The 18948-nt window shown below is 72.3% G+C and carries 18 protein-coding genes; all 18 read left to right on the top strand.

The annotated features are described in order from the left end of the window. The first annotated feature begins 7 nt into the window (after positions 1-7). The 18 genes from ftsH (at position 8) to GJR97_RS11565 (ending at position 18905) form a co-directional block, all read left to right on the top strand. Positions 8-2023 (top strand): ATP-dependent zinc metalloprotease FtsH, encoded by a 2016-nt coding sequence (gene ftsH / locus GJR97_RS11650; protein WP_154346593.1) that lies wholly within the window; start codon positions 8-10, stop codon positions 2021-2023. 35 nt (positions 2024-2058) lie between these two features. Next, positions 2059-2655, top strand: a complete 597-nt coding sequence (folE, locus tag GJR97_RS11645; protein ID WP_154346592.1) for a GTP cyclohydrolase I — start codon at positions 2059-2061, stop codon at positions 2653-2655. Between the two features lie 34 nt (positions 2656-2689). Then, a complete protein-coding gene (gene folP / locus GJR97_RS11640; RefSeq protein WP_229276265.1) occupies positions 2690-3523 on the top strand; it encodes a dihydropteroate synthase in 834 nt (277 codons plus the stop codon). Beyond that, the gene (gene folB / locus GJR97_RS11635; protein ID WP_324613439.1) at positions 3507-3878 is read left to right on the top strand and encodes a dihydroneopterin aldolase; all 372 of its coding nucleotides are present in this window, start codon (positions 3507-3509) and stop codon (positions 3876-3878) included. Before folP ends, folB begins: the two co-directional genes overlap by 17 nt. Then, positions 3875-4360 carry a 2-amino-4-hydroxy-6-hydroxymethyldihydropteridine diphosphokinase gene (gene folK, locus GJR97_RS11630; protein ID WP_324613438.1) on the top strand — a complete coding sequence of 162 codons (486 nt, stop codon included), beginning with the start codon at positions 3875-3877 and terminating at the stop codon, positions 4358-4360. Before folB ends, folK begins: the two co-directional genes overlap by 4 nt. Continuing rightward, positions 4357-4824: a DUF3180 domain-containing protein gene (locus GJR97_RS11625; protein WP_324613437.1), complete on the top strand. Its 468-nt coding sequence runs from the start codon at positions 4357-4359 to the stop codon at positions 4822-4824. The genes folK and GJR97_RS11625 overlap by 4 nt, the downstream gene beginning before the upstream one ends. Beyond that, entirely contained in the window at positions 4817-5356 is a 540-nt protein-coding gene (locus GJR97_RS11620; protein WP_154346591.1) for a PH domain-containing protein, read from the top strand. The genes GJR97_RS11625 and GJR97_RS11620 overlap by 8 nt, the downstream gene beginning before the upstream one ends. Further along, positions 5353-6996, top strand: coding sequence for a PH domain-containing protein (locus GJR97_RS11615; RefSeq protein ID WP_154346590.1), 1644 nt, complete (start codon positions 5353-5355; stop codon positions 6994-6996). The genes GJR97_RS11620 and GJR97_RS11615 overlap by 4 nt, the downstream gene beginning before the upstream one ends. After that, positions 6986-7747 (top strand): Rossmann-like and DUF2520 domain-containing protein, encoded by a 762-nt coding sequence (locus GJR97_RS11610; protein WP_154346589.1) that lies wholly within the window; start codon positions 6986-6988, stop codon positions 7745-7747. The genes GJR97_RS11615 and GJR97_RS11610 overlap by 11 nt, the downstream gene beginning before the upstream one ends. A gap of 83 nt (positions 7748-7830) precedes the next feature. After that, positions 7831-8682: a pantoate--beta-alanine ligase gene (panC, locus tag GJR97_RS11605; protein ID WP_324613461.1), complete on the top strand. Its 852-nt coding sequence runs from the start codon at positions 7831-7833 to the stop codon at positions 8680-8682. Between the two features lie 111 nt (positions 8683-8793). Then, positions 8794-10302, top strand: a complete 1509-nt coding sequence (gene lysS / locus GJR97_RS11600; RefSeq protein ID WP_154346588.1) for a lysine--tRNA ligase — start codon at positions 8794-8796, stop codon at positions 10300-10302. Positions 10303-10315: 13 nt separating this feature from the next. After that, positions 10316-10465, top strand: a complete 150-nt coding sequence (locus GJR97_RS11595) for a hypothetical protein (protein WP_154346587.1) — start codon at positions 10316-10318, stop codon at positions 10463-10465. Between the two features lie 27 nt (positions 10466-10492). Continuing rightward, positions 10493-10672 (top strand): hypothetical protein, encoded by a 180-nt coding sequence (locus GJR97_RS11590; protein ID WP_154346586.1) that lies wholly within the window; start codon positions 10493-10495, stop codon positions 10670-10672. Positions 10673-10679: 7 nt separating this feature from the next. Continuing rightward, the gene (cls, locus tag GJR97_RS11585; protein WP_154346585.1) at positions 10680-12146 is read left to right on the top strand and encodes a cardiolipin synthase; all 1467 of its coding nucleotides are present in this window, start codon (positions 10680-10682) and stop codon (positions 12144-12146) included. Positions 12147-12355: 209 nt separating this feature from the next. After that, positions 12356-14935, top strand: coding sequence for a M14 family zinc carboxypeptidase (locus tag GJR97_RS11580; RefSeq protein WP_195760679.1), 2580 nt, complete (start codon positions 12356-12358; stop codon positions 14933-14935). Between the two features lie 197 nt (positions 14936-15132). Beyond that, the gene (locus GJR97_RS11575; protein WP_154346583.1) at positions 15133-15921 is read left to right on the top strand and encodes a DeoR/GlpR family DNA-binding transcription regulator; all 789 of its coding nucleotides are present in this window, start codon (positions 15133-15135) and stop codon (positions 15919-15921) included. Beyond that, positions 15918-16889 (top strand): 1-phosphofructokinase family hexose kinase, encoded by a 972-nt coding sequence (locus tag GJR97_RS11570; protein WP_154346582.1) that lies wholly within the window; start codon positions 15918-15920, stop codon positions 16887-16889. The genes GJR97_RS11575 and GJR97_RS11570 overlap by 4 nt, the downstream gene beginning before the upstream one ends. A 9-nt stretch (positions 16890-16898) precedes the next feature. Continuing rightward, positions 16899-18905: a PTS fructose transporter subunit IIABC gene (locus GJR97_RS11565; protein ID WP_154346581.1), complete on the top strand. Its 2007-nt coding sequence runs from the start codon at positions 16899-16901 to the stop codon at positions 18903-18905. Positions 18906-18948 lie beyond the last annotated feature (43 nt).

Genomic DNA, 18948 nt, shown 5'->3' with positions numbered 1-18948 from the left:
TAGCACCATGAACATGAAGAAGCTCCTGCGCGGGCCGATCCTCTACATCGTGCTGGCCATCATCGCGGTGTGGATCGGGTCGACCCTGATCACCCAGTCGGGTTTCCGCGAGGTCTCGACGCAGCAGGGGCTCGAGCTCCTGAACGACGGCAAGGTCTCGGCGGTGAAGATCGTCGACGTCGAGAACCGGGTCGACCTCACGCTCGCCGAGGCCGAGGACGACCTCGGCACGCAGGTGCAGTTCTACTACGTCACGCCGCGCGGCGACGACGTCATCGCGGCGGTCGACGCGGCGAACCCGGCCGACGGCTTCGACGACGAGGTGCCGCAGCCGAACTGGTTCCTCTCGATGCTCGGCATCCTGCTGCCGCTCGTGCTCATCGGGCTCTTCTTCTGGATCATCCTCTCCGGCATGCAGGGCGGCGGCAACCGCGTCATGCAGTTCGGCAAGTCGAAGGCGAAGCTCGTCTCGAAGGAGAGCCCGAAGGTCACCTTCGACGACGTCGCCGGCGCCGAGGAGGCCATCGAGGAGCTCCACGAGATCAAGGAGTTCCTGAAGGAGCCGGCCAAGTTCCAGGCCGTCGGCGCCCGGATCCCGAAGGGCGTGCTGCTCTACGGCCCGCCCGGCACCGGCAAGACGCTCCTCGCCCGCGCGGTCGCGGGTGAGGCGGGCGTGCCGTTCTACTCGATCTCGGGTTCGGATTTCGTCGAGATGTTCGTCGGCGTGGGCGCGAGCCGGGTGCGCGACCTGTTCGACCAGGCGAAGCAGAACGCGCCGGCCATCATCTTCGTCGACGAGATCGACGCGGTCGGCCGCCACCGCGGTGCCGGCCTCGGCGGCGGGCACGACGAGCGCGAGCAGACGCTCAACCAGCTGCTCGTCGAGATGGACGGCTTCGACCCGAAGACCAACGTCATCCTGATCGCGGCGACCAACCGCCCCGACATCCTGGACCCCGCGCTGCTGCGCCCGGGCCGCTTCGACCGGCAGATCGGCGTCGACGCGCCCGACCTCAAGGGCCGCCAGAAGATCCTCGAGGTGCACTCGAAGGGCAAGCCGCTCGCGAACGGCGTCGACCTCGAGGTCCTCGCCCGCAAGACCCCCGGCTTCACCGGAGCCGACCTCGCCAACGTCCTCAACGAGGCGGCGCTGCTCACCGCCCGCTCGAACGCGCAGCTGATCGACAACCGCGCGCTCGACGAGGCCGTCGACCGCGTCATCGCCGGTCCCCAGCGCCGCACGCGCGTGATGAAGGACAAGGAGAAGCTCATCACCGCGTACCACGAGGGCGGCCACGCGCTCGCCGCCGCGGCGATGAACCACACCGACCCGGTGACCAAGATCACGATCCTGCCGCGCGGTCGCGCACTCGGCTACACGATGGTGCTGCCGCTGGAGGACAAGTACTCCGTCACCCGGAACGAACTGCTCGATCAGCTCGCCTACGCCATGGGCGGCCGCGTCGCCGAGGAGATCGTGTTCCACGACCCCTCGACCGGTGCGTCGAACGACATCGAGAAGGCCACCGCGACGGCCCGGAAGATGGTGACCGAGTACGGCATGTCGGCCAACGTCGGCGCCGTGAAGCTCGGCCAGTCGCAGGGCGAGGTGTTCCTGGGCCGCGACATGGGCCACCAGCGCGACTACTCCGAGGAGATCGCCGAGACGGTCGACCTCGAGGTGCGCGCGCTCATCGAGCAGGCGCACGACGAGGCCTGGCAGGTGCTGAACGACAACCGCGACGTCCTCGATCGGCTCGCGGCAGAGCTGCTCGAGCACGAGACCCTCGACCACCACCAGATCGCCGAGATCTTCAAGGACGTCCGGAAGCTCCCCGAGCGCCCGCTCTGGCTCTCGAGCGACAAGCGACCGGTCTCCGACCGCCCGCCGATCCCCTTCCCGAGCCGCAAGGCGCCGATCGACCAGGGCGCCGTCGACGGCGGCGTCGACTCCGGCACGCCCGTCGAGGAGGCGAAGGCGTCGCGCACGCCGAGCACGAAGCCGCGTCCCGCCACGGCGTGAGCCGCGGCACCGAGGAGGGCGCAGAGGAGGGTGCCATGACGGGGGTCGACGCCGACCGCATCGAGCGCGCCGTGCGCGAGCTGCTCCTCGCCATCGGCGAGGACCCTGACCGGCCGGGCCTCGAGCGCACCCCCCAGCGCGTCGCCGAGGCCTACGCCGACTTCTTCAGCGGCGTGGGCGCCGACCCGCTCGCGCACCTCGCCGAGACGGTCGCGTCGGGCGACACCGCCGCGGGCGTGCCCGCGACCTCCGACGCCGTGGTGCTCCGCGACCTCGCCTTCCGGTCGGTGTGCGAGCATCACCTCCTGCCCTTCATCGGCACCGCGCACGTCGCCTACCTCCCGGGCGAGCGGCTCGTCGGGCTCGGCCGCATCCCCGCGGTGATCGACACGATCGCGAGCCGCCCGCAGCTGCAGGAGCGCATCGCCGAGGAGGTCGCCGACGCGCTGGTCGCCGGGCTCGACCCGCGGGGCGTGCTCGTGGTGATCGACGCCGTGCACGGGTGCGTCACGGCGCGCGGAGCGCGGCAGGAGCGCAGCTCGACGGTCACGATCGCCAGTCGCGGCGAGCTCGCCGAGCCCGCGGCGCGGGCCGAGATCATCGCCCTCATCGGATCGGGCCGCGGTGCCTGAGACGCCGCCCGAGGCGGCGGCCCGGGGGGCGGCGATGCCGGGGCCGGCGCCGTTCGCGCCGCTCATCATGGGCGTCGTCAACGTCACGCCCGACTCCTTCAGCGACGGCGGCCGCTGGTTCGACGCGGATGCCGCGATCGAGCACGCGCTCCAGCTGGTGGCCGAGGGCGCGGACGTGCTCGACGTCGGCGGCGAGTCGACGCGCCCCGGGGCGGCGCGCGTCGATCCCGACGAGGAGCTGCGGCGGGTCATCCCGGTCATCCGCGACCTCGCGGGTCGCGGGCTCCGCGTGAGCGTGGACACGATGCGCGCCTCGACGGCTCGAGCCGCGGTCGCGGCAGGCGCCGAGATCATCAACGACGTCTCCGCCGGCCTCGCAGACGAGGCCATGGCGCGGATCGCCGCCGACTCCGGGGCGACCTACGTCGCGATGCACTGGCGCGGGCACTCCGACCGGATGGACGACCTCGCCGAGTACGACGACGTCGCGCGCGACGTGCGCGACGAGCTCGCCCGCCGGGTGGACGAGCTCGTCGCGGCGGGAGTCCCGACCGAGCGGCTCATCCTCGACCCGGGACTCGGCTTCTCCAAGCGCGCCGGGCAGAACTGGGAGCTGCTGGCCAAGCTCGACGTGCTCGCGGAGCTCGGCCTCCCGATCCTCGTCGGCGCCTCGCGAAAGCGGTTCCTCGGCGCACTGCTGCCCGAGGGCGCACCGGTCGAGGACCGCGACCTGCCGACGGCCGTCGTCAGCGTGCTCTCCGCGCAGGCCGGGGCGTGGGGCGTCCGCGTGCACGACGTCGCGGGGACGCGCGTCGCCCTCGACGTCGCCCGCGCATGGCAGAGTGGACGACGTGGCCAGCACTCGTGATCGGATCGCCGTCACCGGCATCCGCGTGCGCGCGCACCACGGCGTGTTCGACTTCGAACGCGAGCAGGGACAGGAGTTCGTGATCGACGTGTCCGTCGCCGTCGACCTCGCCGCCGCGGCATCCGGCGACGACCTCGCGCGCACCGTGCACTACGGCGACCTCGCGGTCGCCGTCGCCCGTGCGGTCGAACGCGACCCCGTCGACCTCATCGAGACGGTCGCCGAGCGCGTGGCCGCGGTCGCCCTGGGCTTCGACGCCGTCGAGGAGGCGACCGTCACGGTGCACAAGCCGCAGGCCCCCATCGAGGTGCCCTTCGACGACGTCGCCGTCACCATCGTGCGGAGCCGCGCGTGACCCGGGCCGTGATCGCGTACGGGGCCAACCTCGGCGACCGCGAGGCGACCCTGGCGTCGGCGATGCGCGCCATCGCCGAGGCCGACGGTGTCGAGCTCGTCGCCGTCTCACCGGTGTACGAGAGCGCGGCCGTCCGCCTCGACGGCGTCGATCCCGACGCCCCGCGGTACCTCAACGGCGTGATCGTCGTCGAGACCCGGCTCGGGCCGCACGCCCTCCTCGACCTGCTCCAGCGCGTCGAGGCCGAGCACGGGCGCACCCGCGAGACGCGGTGGGGCGATCGCACGCTCGACCTCGACCTCATCGACGTCCGCGGCGTCCGCCTCGCCGACGAGCGGCTCGAACTGCCCCACCCCCGCGCGTGGGAGCGGGCCTTCGTCCTGCAGCCGTGGCTCGACGTCGAGCCCGACGCCGAGATCGCCGGTCGCGGGGCGGTCGCGGCACTCCGGGCCGAGGCGACCGACGAGGTGGTCCGACGGTGAGTCGCACGCATGCCTCGACCCTCGTCGCGTTCGCGGTGGTCGGCCTCGCGGTCGGGTACCTCGGCGAGCTCGCGCTCGTCGCGGCAGGGGCGACCGCGCTCGTTCCGCCGATCTCGCTCGCCGTCACGCTCGTCGGCGTCGGTGCGATCGTCGTGCTCGTGGCGTGGCCGATCCGGCAGGCCGTGCGCGGCGATCGCACCCGACGGGTCGACCCGTTCCGCGCTGCCCGCATCGCCGTGCTCGCCAAGGCGAGCAGCGTCACCGGCGCGCTCGTGCTCGGCGTCGGCATCGGCATCACGGTCTTCCTGCTCACGCGAAGCGTCCTCCCGCCCGCCGGGACGACCTGGATGGCCGTCGCCACCGCGATCGGCGCCGCGCTGCTGCTGACCGGCGGACTCGTCGCCGAGCACTTCTGCACGCTTCCGCCCGACGACCCCGAAGAGGAGGGTTCGGCGCATGCCTGACCCCGAGCACGCCGCATCCGACGCGCCCGCATCCGACGCACCCGCGACCGACGACACCCGCGCCCACGTCGACGACGACTGGCGCCGCGTCTCGCCGAAGCACGTCGTGGTCGAGGTCGTCGGGTCCGTCATCGGGGCCGGCATCACGGTCGCCGTGCTCCTCGTCGTCGGGTCGTGGTTCGACCTGCCGTGGGCGACCTGGGCGGGCATCGCGGTCGGCGTGATCGCGCTCGTCTCCATCGCGTTCGAGCCGCGACGGGTCCGCTCGATCGGGTACCGGCGCCGGGCCGACGACCTCGTCTTCCGGCGGGGCATCATGTTCCAGCGCCAGGTGGCGGTGCCGTACGGCCGCATGCAGCTCGTCGACATCACGCGCGGGCCCGTGTCGCGGGCCCTCGGGCTCGCCGACCTGAAGTTCGTCACCGCCGCGGCGTCGACCGCCGTGACGCTGCCGGGGCTCCCCCTCGACGACGCCGAGCGACTCCGCGACGAACTCGTCGCGCTCGCCGAGACCCGCAGGGCGGGCCTGTGACCGAGCCCGCGATCCGCACGCCGATCGGCCCGCTCGCCGACGGCGAGTGGCATCGGCTCCATCCGGCGAGCCCGCTGCTGCGGGGCGGCCTCGTGCTCATCGCCGTGCTCGGGTTCGTGCTCGCGAACCTGCGGGAGCGCATCGTCGAGGTCTTCGTGCTGTTCTTCGCACCGGGTGCCGAGGCGCCCGGCGGGACGCCGGACTTCGGCGGCGACTGGGCGGAGGACCCGGTGACCGGGATCGTCGCGCACGGGCTCCTCGGGTGGGCCCTGCTCGGCCTCCTCGTCGTCGTCGCGCTCGTCGTCCTCGCGTTCTGGTTCGCCTGGCGGATGCACACGTTCCGGGTCACCGGCGAGGCGCTCGAGGTGCGCAGCGGCATCCTGTTCCGTTCGCATCGCAGCGCGCGGCTCGACCGCATCCAGGGCATCAACATCGCGCGCCCGGTCTTCGCCCGGCTCTTCGGCGCGGCCAAGCTCGACGTCTCGGTCGCCGGCCAGTCGGGCAACGTCGACCTGTCCTACCTCGGCTCGGCGCAGGCCGATCGCCTTCGCGGCGACCTGCTGCGCCTGGCGTCGGGCGCCCGACGGCAGGAGTCCGGCGCCACGGGCGACGCCGACGCGGCCGATGGGGCGGGGGCGGATGACGCGGGCGTCGCGCCGCCCGCATCCGGCGCGCCGTCCGTGGTCGATCGCGCCGGCGCGGTGGTCGGGCGTCGCGTCGACGAGTTCCTCTCGCCCGAGCTCGACCCCGATCTCGCCCCGCCCGAATCGGTGGTGCGGCTCCCGCTGCCTCGCGTGATCGCGTCGGCGCTGCTCGGCGGCTCGATGATCTGGTTCGTCGCGATCATCGTGATCATCGTCGTGGCGCTCACGACCGGCACGCTGTGGATGCTGTTCACCTTCGTCCCCGCCGCGATCGGCGTCGTGAGCTACCTGTGGTCGCGGATCACCGGCTCGCTCCGATACTCGATCGCCGGCACGCGCGACGGCGTCCGCATCGGGTCGGGGCTGCTCTCGACCGCCAACCAGACCATCCCGCCCGGCCGGGTGCACGCGATCGAGGCGTCGCAGTGGCTGCTGTGGCGTGCGTTCGGCTGGTGGACGGTGCGCGTGAACGTCGCGGGCCAGTCGGTCGCGCAGGCGGGCGACGCCGCCCGGCGCACGCTCGTGCTGCCCGTCGGCACCGCCGCCGACGTCCGTCGCGTGATCGGCCTGCTCGCACCCGACGCGCTCGACGACCTCGCCCCGCTGCTCGACGCCGGCCTCGCGGGCACGGGGCCCGCGACGGGCTTCACCTCGGCACCGCGCCGAGCGGCGTGGATCCGGCCGTTCTCGTGGCGTCGGATCGGCATCGCGGTCGAGGGCGGCACGGCGGTGCTCCGCAGCGGTTGGCTGCTCCGCCGGCTCGCGTTCGTGCCGCTCGCGCGCATGCAGTCGGTCGCGGTCGCGGCAGGGCCGGTGCGACGAGGGCTCCGACTGGAGTCGCTGCGCATCCACACGGTGGCCGGACCCGTCGCGCCCGAGGTCCCCGCACTCGACCGCGCCGACGCGGCCGCCGCGTTCACCGCCATCGCGGCCGAGGCGGTCGACCGCGCACTCCGCGACCGCAGCGACCGGTGGGGGGCCGAGCATGCGTCCTGACCAGCGGGCCGGGCGCCTCGGCGTCGGCACGATCGGGGCGGGGCGCGTCGGCGCGGTCCTCGCCTCCGCACTCGGCGGCGCCGGCCATGCGCTCACGGGCATCGCCGCGGTGTCCGACGCGAGTCGCGAGCGCGCCGCCGCGATGCTGCCGGACGTGCCGATCCTCGCCCTGCCCGATATCGTCGAGCGGAGCGAACTGGTCCTGCTCGCCGTTCCGGCCGACGAGCTCGGCTCGCTCGTCGAGGGACTCGCGACCGCGGGAGCCTGGCGCCCGGGTCAGCTCGTCGTGCACACCGCGGCGGCGCACGGCGTCGGCGTGCTCGAACCGGCGATGCGGGCCGGCGCGATCCCGCTCGCCATCCACCCGGCCATGTCGTTCACCGGGACCAGCCTCGACCTGGGCCGCCTCGCCGGCACGTGGTTCGCCGTCACCGCGCCCGCGCCGGTCCTGCCGATCGCCCAGGCGCTCGTCGTCGAGATGGGGGGCGAGCCGTTCGTCGTCGGGGAGTCCGACCGGCCGGCGTACGCCGAGGCGATCGACACCGCGGTCTCGTTCTCCACGGCGATCGTCGACCAGGCCACGGGCATCCTCGAGGGCATCGGGATGCCGCGGGCCGGCGCCGTCCTCGCACCGCTCGTCCGCAGCTCCGTCGAGAACGCGCTCGCCCGACACGACCCGGGGCCGCTGATCGACGGGGCGGCTACGATCGACGGGGCCGATGACGATCGGCCGTCGGGAGGTGGCGCGTGACGGGCGACGACGAGCGGGCCCGCCGCTTCGGCGGCGCGGCCACGGGGGCCGGCGCCGTGGCGACCGACCCCGGAAGCGGACCGGTGCGACCGGAGGTGCACGGCACGATCGCCGGCATCCGCGACGCGATCGCCGGGCTGCGGGACGCCCGGCGCACGGTCGCCCTCGTCCCGACCATGGGCGCGCTCCACGACGGCCACCTCGCACTCGTGCGGCGTGCGCGCGAGCTCGCCGACGCGGTCGTCGTGTCGATCTTCGTGAACCCCCTGCAGTTCGGCGCGGGCGAGGACCTCGACCGCTATCCGCGGACGCTCGACGCCGACGTCGCCGCGCTCGCGCACGAGGGCGTCGACCTGGTGTTCGCCCCGACGGCGGGCGAGATGTACCCGGAGGGCGCCGTCGAGACGAGCGTCGTGGCCGGTCACGTGGGCACGCTCTACGAGGGCGCCTCGCGCCCCGGGCACTTCGACGGCATGCTGACCGTCGTCGCGAAGCTCTTCCACATCGTGCAGCCCGACACCGCCGTGTTCGGCCAGAAGGACGCGCAGCAGGCCTTCCTCGTCCGCCGGATGGTGGCCGACCTCAACGCGCCCCTCGCGATCGAGATCGTCCCGACGGTCCGCGAGTCCGACGGCCTCGCGCTGTCGAGCCGCAACCGCTACCTCGACGCCGACGGACGCCGCGCGGCGCTCGCCCTGTCCGAGTCGCTCGCGGCCGCCGAGGCCGCCGCGGCGGAGGGCCTCGACGAGGTCCTCGCCGAGGCGGCCGCCGCGTTCGGCGACCACGAGGCCATCGAGCTCGACTACCTCGTGGTCGTCGACCCGGCCACGTTCCTGCCCGTCGACGAGGCGGCGACCGGCGAGGCGACCGTGCTCGTCGCCGCCCGCGTGGGCGGAACGCGGCTGATCGACAACGCCGGCATCGTGCTCGGCTGAGCCGAGGCATCCGGCTGCCCTTCAGGTCGGCGCGTCGCAGCGGGATACGCTGGTGGATGGCATCCCCTCGGATGCGCACCCCACGAACCCGCCCCGACACCGGAGACGCCAATGGCCGACGAGACCACGCACGAGCCGACCGCCGAGGAGATCTCGGAGCAGAAGGCCGTGCGGCTGGCCAAGCGCGAGCGGCTCATCGCCGACGCCGCCGACCTCGGCGACGGCGCGTACCCGGTCTCGGTGCCCGTCACGACGACCATCCCCGAGGTGCGTGCGCGCTTCGTCGGGCTCGGCGTCGACGAGCGGAGCGGTGAGGCGGTCGGCGTGTCCGGCCGCGTCGTGCACCTCCGCAACACCGGCAAGCTGTGCTTCGCGGCGCTGCAGTCGGGCGACGGCAGCCGCATCCAGGCGATGGTGTCGCTCGGCGAGGTCGGTGAGGAGGCGCTCGCGGCGTGGAAGGAGCTCGTCGACCTCGGCGACCACGTCTTCGTGGCTGGCGAGGTCATCACGAGCCGTCGCGGCGAGCTGTCGATCATGGCGACGGAGTGGCGGATGGCGGCCAAGGCCATCAACCCGCTGCCGAACCTGCACAACGAGCTCTCGGAGGAGACGCGCGTCCGCAGCCGCTACCTCGACCTCATCGCGCGCGAGCAGGCGCGCCGCAACGTCCTCGACCGTGCCGCGGTCAACGCGAGCCTCCGCTCGACCTTCACGAGCCTGGGCTTCGTCGAGGTCGAGACGCCCATGCTTCAGGTGATGCACGGCGGTGCCTCGGCCCGGCCGTTCGTCACCCACTCGAACGCGTTCGACACCGAGCTGTTCCTGCGCATCGCGCCCGAGCTCTACCTCAAGCGCGCCGTCGTGGGCGGCATCGAGCGCGTGTTCGAGATCAACCGGAACTTCCGCAACGAGGGCGCCGACTCCACGCACAGCCCCGAGTTCGCGATGCTCGAGGCCTATCAGGCGTACGGCGACTACAACTCCATCGCCGACCTCACGCAGAAGCTCATCCAGGACGCCGCGTACGCGGTCGCCGGCTCGCACGTGGTGACCTGGGCCGACGGCACCGAGTACGACCTCGGCGGCGAGTGGGATCGCCTCTCGATGTACGACTCGCTCTCCGCGGCGGTCGGCGAGGAGATCACCCCCGAGACGCCGATGTCGCGGCTGAAGGAGCTCGCCGACGCCGTCGAGATCGAGGTCGACCACCCGCTGCCCGGCAAGTACGTCGAGGAGCTCTGGGAGCACCACGTGAAGTCGGGCCTCACGCGGCCGACGTTCGTCATGGACTTCCCGCTCGACACGTCGCCCCTCGTCCGGCAGCACCGGTCCATCCCCGGCGTCGTCGAGAAGTGGGACCTCTACGTGCGCGGCTTCGAGCTCGCGACGGGCTACTCCGAACTCGTCGATCCGGTCGTGCAGCGCGAGCGGTTCGTCGAGCAGGCGCGCCTCGCTGCCGGAGGCGACCCCGAGGCGATGCGCCTCGACGAGGAGTTCCTGCGCGCGCTCGAGTTCGGGATGCCGCCGACGGGCGGCATGGGCATGGGCATCGATCGCCTGCTCATGGCGGTCACCGGCCTCGGCATCCGCGAGACGATCCTGTTCCCCCTGGTCAAGTGAGAAGGATGCCGCGATGAACGACTACCTCCCCAAGAAGGACCTCGAGCCGGACCGCGATCCGCGGCAGCCGTCGTTCGCGCGGATCGCGATCTGGGTGATCGTCGCCGCCGTGGGCGTGTACCTGCTCGGATCGGGCATCTGGGGCATCATCACCTCCGGTTGAGGATTCCGCGGGTATTCTGGAACGGTTATGGACGACTTCTGGCTGAACGCGCTCTGGTCGCTCGCGCCGACCGTGCTGATCGGACTCATCTTCTGGTTCGTGATGCGCTCCCTGCTGCGCGCCGACCGCACCGAGCGCGACGCCTACGCGAAGATCGAGGCCGAGGAGCGCGCGAAGCGCGCCGCGCAGCAGCACCGAGCCGCGTAGCCCAGGCATGACGGCGTCGCAGGTCACGGCGATCATCGCCCTGCTGGTCCTCGTCGTCGACGTCGTCGTCCGCATCATCGCGATCATCGTGGTGCCGCGGAACCGCCGTCCCACGGCCGGCATGGCATGGCTGCTCGCGATCTTCTTCATCCCCTACCTCGGGGTGCTGTTCTTCCTCCTGATCGGCAACCCGAAGCTGCCGAAGGCACGGCGCGCGAAGCAGGCCGAGGTCGATCGCTTCATCCGCGAGAGCACCCACGGCGTCGAGCAGGCCAGTGACGACAGCGAGTGGCCCGACTGGTTCGAGGGCGTCGTGCAGCTCAATCGCAACCTCGGTGCGATGCCGCTCATCGGCCACAACAGCGCACGGCTCATCGGCGACTACGAGGCATCGCTCGACGCGATGGCCGATGCGATCTCGCGTGCGACCCGGTACGTGCACGTCGAGTTCTACATCTTCTCGTACGACGGCACGACCGCCCGCTTCTTCGACGCGCTGGGTGACGCGGTGGCGCGCGGCGTCGAGGTGCGAGTGCTCCTCGATCACATCGCGTCGCGTCGGTCGAAGGGGTATCGGCGGACGCTCCGGCGGCTGACGCGCATGGGGGTCGAGTGGCGGCTGATGCTCCCGGTGCTGCCGTTCCGCGGCAAGTACCAGCGGCCCGACCTCAGGAACCACCGCAAGATCCTCGTGGTCGACGGCGAGGTCGCGTACATGGGCTCGCAGAACATCATCGATCGCAGCTACAACAAGCGCGGGAACATCCGTCGCGGCCTGAAGTGGCAAGAGCTCGTCGCCGAGGTCGAGGGGCCGATCGTCTCGGGCCTCGACGCGATCTTCGCGACCGACTGGTACCTCGAGACCGGCGAGGCGCCCTCGCGCGAGGAGCTGATCCCGTTCGCCCAGCCCCCCGCCGAGCAGAACCTGGACTGCCAGGTCGTGCCGAGCGGTCCGGGGTACCCGAACGAGAACAACCTCAAGCTCTTCCTCGCGCTGCTCTACGCCGCCCGCGAGAAGATCATCATCACGAGCCCCTACTTCGTGCCCGACGAGGCGATGCTCCGGGCCATCAGCGGTGCCACGCAGCGCGGCGTGCACGTCGAGCTCTTCGTGTCGGAGATCGGCGACCAGGCGTTGGTGTACCACGCGCAGCGCTCGTACTACGAGGCGCTGCTCCGCGCGGGCGTCCGGATCTACATGTACCGCGCGCCGTTCATCCTGCACGCGAAGCACTTCACGATCGACGACGACGTGGCGGTGATCGGCTCGAGCAACATGGACATCCGGTCGTTCGAGCTCAACATGGAGGTGTCATTGCTCGTGCGCGGCGCTTCGTTCGTCCGCGAGATGCGCGCGGTCGAGGACGGCTATCGCCGCGACAGCCGCGAGCTGACGCTCGAGGAATGGATGCGGCAGCCGCTGCGGTCGACGGTGCTCGACAACCTCGCGCGGCTCACCTCCGCGCTCCAGTGACTGCGGAAACGCGCACGATTCTTCATACGAACGCAACGAATCGCTCTGGAATCCCTATGCGTTCGCATGCAAGGCTGGCTGGTACCGCTTTCCAGCGCACGATTCCACCGGGGAATCGTGCGTGGTTCGTCCGCGCCGGCGAGATCCGCCGGATGCGCGCGGCGAGCCGGTCCCGATCCGAGTCCGCAACCCTACGGAGCACCATGTCGATGCAACGCACCCTTGCGGGCGCGGGCGTCACGGCCGTCCTGGCCGCGACGCTCGTCGCCGGTTCCACCCCAGCGGTCGCCCTGGAGGGCGACCCTGCCGTCCCGATCGTCACCCCCGTCTCGCCGCTCGTCGCCCCGCCGTCGAGCTACCCCTTCCAGCCCGAACTCGCCACGGTGGCCGACGACCCGTCCGACGCGTCGATCAACCGGGGCGTCATCCCCTACGACGAGATCGCACCGCTGCTCAACGGCCTCACCGCCGTGAGCGACCGCATCTCGGTGCAGGTCGTCGGCCGGTCCGCGCTCGGGCGCGACATCCACCTGGTCACCCTGACCGCCCCCGAGAACGCGGGCGAGACGAAGCGCCAGGCCACCTTCCGCGACATGATCAAGCACAACCCGGCGGCGGCGGCGAGGAACGCGTCGCTGATGGCGAACTACAAGGTGCCGATCTGGTTCAACGCGAACATCCACGGCAACGAGTGGGAGGGGACCGACGCGGTCCTCGAGTACATCGAGCACCTCGCGACGGCGCCGTACGACGAGGTGAAGGACGTCCTCGAGCGCAACCGGCTGTACTTCACGGTCACGAACAACCCCGACGGGCGCGCGCTCGGCCAGCGGGCGACCGCCGACGGGTTCGACGCCAACCGCGACATGATCACGGGCGCGACCAGCGAGGCCCGGATCATCCGCGACCTGTCGGGCGTCCTCCAGCCGACGTTCTACATCGACCTGCACGGGTACACGAGCGTGCTCCAGGTCGAGCCCTGCGGTCCGCCGCACGGCGAGAACTACGAGTACGACCTGTTCCTCCCGCACGCGTACGCCGCCGCGCTCGAGATCGAGCAGGCCGTCACGGCGGCCGACATCCCCGGCAACACCTACCTCGACCTCGACACCAACCGCGTGACGACGGAGAACACCGGGAACATCCGCATCCCGTATCGCGACATCCGCGCGGGCTGGGACGACTGGCCCCCGATCTTCACGCCGCAGTACGTGGCCTACCAGGGCGCCATCACCAACACGGTGGAGCTCCCGCTCGGGCGCGTGAACCCGCCGACCGACCCGCGGAACCCCGCGAACTCGGCCGTCAACATCGAGGTGGCGGGCGTCGTCATCGACACCTCCGTCGACTACGTGATCGAGAACGCCGACGCGCTGCTGTCGAACCAGATCGAGATCTTCCGCCGGGGCGTCGCGGGCGAGCCGCTCGTCGAGATCCCCGCCGACGTCGACCCGGCCGAGGTGGCCGAGCCGAGCCAGTGGGCCGAGATCTGGGACGAGACGGATGTCTACACCGCCGAGTTCCCGCGGGCCTACGTCATCCCGGCCGGCGCCGGGCAGCGTTCGGCGACGGATGCCGCGAACCTCGTCGACCAGCTCATCGCGAACGGCGTCGAGGTGCAGCGTGCGTCCGCGGCCTTCGCCGCGGGCGGTGCGACCTACGAGGCGGGCTCGTACGTGGTCGACATGCACCAGCCGCTCCGCGGCATGGCCAACGTGCTGCTCGCGGACGGCTCGGACATCTCCGACCGGGTGCCCGACATGTACGACATCTCCGCCTGGAGCCTCGCCCTGCTGTGGGGCGCGGACGTCGACGCCGTCGGGTCGACCGGCGACCCGGCCATCACGGCCAAGCTGAAGGGCGTCGCCGAGGCGGCGCCGACGGGGTCGGTGCCCGCCGAGGGCGGCTACCTCGAGCTGGCCACGTCGGGTGTCGCCGAGTACCAGGCGGTCAACGCGCTGCTCGCGTCGGGCGTGCCCGTCTCGGTGTTCGCGGACGGCACGGTGATCCTGGGGCCGGATGCCGCGAGCCACGCGGCCGCGGTGGAGGTCGCCGACCTCTACGGCGTCGCGTTCACCGCGTCGGACGGCTCGCGGCTCGCGTCGGAGGAGAGCAGCGGCCTCGACGACCTCACGGTCGCCTACTCGGGCGGCGGCGAGGAGCTGCAGACGCTTCGGAAGCTCGGGTTCGACGACCCGGTCGCGATCTCGTCCGCGACGCTGACGAACGGCTCGGCGACCCTCGACGGCGTCGACGTGGTCTGGATCGGGGGGACGCTGAACTTCTCGTCGTCGCAGGCCGCCGGTCGCGCGGTGATGGCGGAGTACCTGGCCGCCGGCGGCGGCGTGGTCGGCGAGGGCACGGCGATCGCGAGCTTCGCGAACGCGTTCGGCCTCGTCTCGTCCACCGCGACGTCGGGCACGGGCGGGTCGAACGGCATCGTCTCGGTCGAGCCGGCGGCGGACGGGCTCCTCGGCACGTTCCCGCAGGACACCGCGTTCGTCTACCCGGCGGTCTGGTACACGAACCTCGGCGCGAACGCCGTCGTCGAGCAGACCTATGCCGCGGACCCGTTCATCTCGGGGCACTGGCGAGACTCGGCGGGCCGTTCGACGGAGGATGCCGCGGGCCGGGCCTCGGCGGTCTCGGCGGAGACCGAGGCCGGGAACCGGGTGCTGATGTTCGGCACGTCGATGAACTTCCGGACCCACCCGGTCGGGCAGTTCGGCCAGATCGCGCGCGGGCTCTTCTGGGCCGGCAGCGAGGGGGCGGAGGTTCCCGCCCCGTAGTCGACGGATGGCACGGCACGGCGCCGGTCGGGATGCGTTCCCGGCCGGCGCCGTCGTGTGCCGGCGGCATCACTCGCCGGAACGAAGCGATCGATGTGGTTTTCTGTGGGAATTTCTGCGAACGGGTTGCATTACGTGAGCAATGCGAGATAAACTCACACGAACGCAGACGATCGAAGATCCGGCAAGGAGGCCGTATGTACGCGATGGAGCGACACGAGCACATCCTCGACGCACTCGCACGCACCGGGCGCGTCTCGGTGGCAGGGCTCGCCGACGAACTCGACGTCACCGCAGAGACCATCCGTCGCGACCTCGACGCGCTCGAGCGGGCAGGCCAGCTGCGTCGCGTGCACGGCGGTGCCGTGAGCGCCGGCCGCGCGAGCCTGACCGAGACCACGGTCCTCGAGCGCACCGGGCAGCACTCCGAATCCAAGCGCGCGATCGCGCACGAGGCCATGGCGCTCGTGCCGCCCACCTTCACGGGCTCGATCCTCCTCGACGCCGGCACCACGACCGGTGCACTCGCCGAGGCGCTGGCCGAGTGGCAGCCCGCCCCGAACACTCCGCCGCTCACGGTCTACACGAACTCCGTTCCGATCGCCGCGCTCCTCCACGGCAGCCGCGACCTGGTCGTCCGCATCATCGGGGGCACGATCCGCGGCATCACGAGCGCCGCCGTCGGGCCCTCCGCGATGGCGCAGCTCGCCGAGATCCGCCCCGACATCGCCTTCATCGGCACGAACGGGGTGAGCGCCGACTTCGGGCTCTCGACGCCCGACGAGCTCGAGGCGCAGGTGAAGCAGGCCATGGTCGACCGGGCACGGCTCGCCGTGGTCCTCGTCGACTCGTCCAAGCACGACGACGAGGCGCTGCAGCGCTTCGCCGCGCTCGACGAGGTCGATGTCCTCATCACCGACGCGCCGCCCGGCCCGGCGCTCGCGGTCGCGCTCGACGAGGCCGAGGTGGAGGTGCGGGTCGCATGATCGTCACGCTGACCGTCAACCCGTCGCTCGACCGGACGGTCGAGCTCGACCGGGAACTCGCGCGCGGCGAGGTCCAGCGCGTCGCTCGCAGCGTCGAGGAGCCCGGCGGCAAGGGCGTCAACGTCACCCGCGCGCTCGTCGCCGCCGGCGCCGACTCGGTCGCGGTGCTCCCCGGTCGCGCCGACGACCCGCTCGTCGTGGCGCTCGCCGCCGTCGGCCTGCCCGTCGCAACGGTCCCGATCGCCGCGCGACTCCGCTCCAACATCGCGATCACGGAACCCGACGGCGTCACCACCAAGCTCAACGAGCCGGGTCCCGCGCTCGACGACGACGAGCAGCGCGCCCTCATCCGCCTCACGGTCGAGCGGTCGACGGATGCCTCGTGGCTCGTGCTCGCCGGCTCCCTCCCGCCGTCGCTGCCCGACGACTTCTACGTCCGCGTGGCGCGCGAGGTGCGGGCCGCCGGGGTCGGAGCGCGCATCGCGGTCGACACGTCGGGCGCACCGCTCGCCGCACTCGTCGACTCGGGGGAGGAGATCGACCTCATCAAGCCGAACGGCGAGGAGCTCGCCGAGCTCACCGGCGAGACCGACTCCGACGCGCTCGAGGCAGACCCCGAGCGGGTGGCCGAGCTCGCCGCGCGGCTCGCGCCGCGCGGCATCCACTCGGCCCTCGTCACGCTCGGCGCCCGAGGCGCCGTCCACATCGGGGCGGGGGGCGCCTGGTTCGCCCCCGCGCCCCGCATCGACGCACGCAGCACGGTCGGCGCGGGCGACAGCTCGCTCGCCGGCTTCCTGCTCGCAGTGACCGAAGGGGCGACGCCCGACCGGGCGCTCGCCCAGGCGGTCGCACACGGGGCGGCCGCCGCGTCGCTCCCCGGGTCGGCGGTCCCCACCAGGGCCGATGCCGACGCCACCGCCATCACCGCCATCCGAATCCGGGGCGCCGTCGCCCCGGCCGTCCACTAGGAGGAACCGATGTCCACCGTCATCGACCAGCGGCTCGTCACCCTCGACGAGCCGATCGGCGCCGACAAGGCCGCCGTCATCAGGGCGCTCGCCGACGCCGTCGTCGCAGCCGGCCGCGCCACCGACGCCGAAGCGCTCTTCACGGATGCGTGGGCGCGGGAGGAGAAGGACTCCACCGGGGTCCCGGGCGGCATCGCCATCCCGCACGCGAAGTCCGACGCCGTGACCGTCCCCACGCTCGCTGCGGCGCGCCTTCCCGAGGGGGTCGACTTCGGTTCCTTCGACGGGCCGGCCGACCTCGTGTTCCTCATCGCGGTGCCGACCGCTTCGACGCAGGACCACCTCGCGGTGCTCTCGACGCTCGCGCGCTCGCTCATCGACGAGGACTTCGTCGCCGCGCTGCGCTCCGCTCCCGACGTGCCGGCGTTCGTCGCGCTCGTCGAGGGCGCGCTCGAGCCGAAGGAGGAACCGGCCGCCGCTCCGGCCGCCGCCGCGCCGGCGTCCACCGCCCCGGACCACGCGCCGGTGCTGATCGCGGTGACCGCATGCCCGACCGGCATCGCGCACACCTACATGGCCGCCGACGCGCTCGCCGCAGCGGCGAAGAAGGCCGGCGTCGAGATGCACGTCGAGACCCAGGGCTCCTCCGGCTCGACGCCGCTCGCTCCCGACGTCATCGCACGGGCCGACGCCGTGGTGTTCGCCGTCGACGTCGACGTCCGCGACAAGAGCCGGTTCGCCGGCAAGCCGGTCGTCCAGGGCCCGGTGAAGCGCGGCATCGACCACCCCGCCGAGATGATCGACGAGGCCGTCGCCGCGATCGGCGACCCGTCGGCGCCGCGGGTCACCGGCGACGCGGCCGCGACCACCACCGCGGCGGCCGCGAACGAGCACTTCGGCCAGAAGGTCAAGCGGGTCCTCCTCACCGGCGTCAGCTACATGATCCCGTTCGTCGCCGGCGGCGGCCTGCTCATCGCGCTCGGCTTCCTCTTCGGCGGCTACGACATCACCGCGACGGCGGGCGAGATCGTCACGACGAACAGCCTGTTCAACCTCCCCGAGGGCGGATTCCTCCTCTACCTGGGGGCGGTGTTCTTCCAGATCGGCGCGATCTCGATGGGCTTCCTGGTCCCCGCGCTGGCCGGATACATCGCCTACGCGATCGCCGATCGACCCGGCATCGCGCCCGGGTTCGTGGCGGGATCCGTCGCGGGCCTCATGGGCGCGGGCTTCATCGGCGGCCTCGTCGGCGGCCTGCTCGCCGGCTGGGTGGCGCTCATGTTCGCGCGCCTCGACGTTCCGCGCTGGCTCCGGGGCCTCATGCCGGTCGTGATCATCCCGCTCGTCGCCTCGATCGTGGCGTCCGGGCTCATGATCGTGGTCCTGGGCGGACCGATCGCGGCGCTGTCCACCGCGCTGAACGACTGGCTCGCCGGTCTCTCGGGTGCTGCTGCGGTCGTGCTCGGCCTGATCCTCGGCGCCATGATGGGCTTCGACCTCGGCGGCCCCGTCAACAAGGTCGCCTACTCGTTCGCCGTCGCCGGGCTCGGGGCCGCGACCCTCGAGAACCAGGCTCCGCTCATGGTGATGGCCGCGGTCATGGCGGCCGGCATGGTCCCGCCGCTCGCGATGGCGCTCGCCACGGTGCTCGACCGCAAGCTGTTCACGCCGGTCGAGCGCGAGAACGGCAAGGCGGCCTGGCTGCTGGGTGCCGCGTTCATCTCCGAGGGCGCGATCCCGTTCGCCGCGGCCGACCTGTTCCGCGTCATCCCCGCGATGATCCTCGGCGGCGCCGTCGCCGGTGCGATCTGCATGGGCATGGGCGTCACCTCGCAGGCCCCGCACGGCGGAATCTTCGTGTTCTTCGCGATCGGCAACCTGCTCTGGTTCGTGCTCGCGATCGTGGCCGGTTCGGTCGTCGGCGCCCTCGTGGTGATCGCCCTCAAGCGCTGGGCCCACCGACGCACGATCCGCGAGGAGGTCGCGGAGGGAGAGCCCTCGATCGTCGCGGCCTGACCGCCGACCGAGCCCCGACGGCCGGTGCCCCGCTCCCGGGCAC

This window comes from Agromyces kandeliae, from assembly GCF_009674665.1.
Lineage (GTDB): Bacteria > Actinomycetota > Actinomycetes > Actinomycetales > Microbacteriaceae > Agromyces > Agromyces kandeliae.
Note: the sequence above shows the minus strand (reverse complement) of the source record. Positions and strands in the feature narration are given on the sequence as shown.